The following is a 236-nucleotide window of genomic DNA, read 5'->3' as shown; positions in this document are numbered from 1 at the left end:
CGGATGGACATCAGGCAGAAATCGGCGTCCGAATACCTCAGATGACAAACCGCTGATGGCAATCGGTACTAAGTGCTTTTCGTTGTCGAGTGTAAATAGAGCGCTGGCATCACAGGGAAGTAGTTGTTGCAGGGCATCAATCAATTTTTGGTAGTGCTGAGTGGAAGGCTCTCCCATATTCAGCTCTACCGCAATGTTCAACAGTACTTGTTCTATGGATGGTTTGATGACATGTG

The 236-nt window shown here is 47.0% G+C and carries 1 protein-coding gene; it reads right to left on the bottom strand.

Translation table 11 applies throughout. The features are described 5' to 3' along the window. Nucleotides 1–236 (bottom strand): hypothetical protein (locus tag O4H47_RS18065; protein ID WP_269395410.1); only part of this gene is annotated, 236 nt, incomplete at both ends.

It is taken from the genome of Maritalea porphyrae (genome assembly GCF_027213965.1).
In the GTDB taxonomy this organism is placed as follows: domain Bacteria; phylum Pseudomonadota; class Alphaproteobacteria; order Rhizobiales; family Devosiaceae; genus Maritalea; species Maritalea porphyrae_A.
Note: the sequence above shows the minus strand (reverse complement) of the source record. Positions and strands in the feature narration are given on the sequence as shown.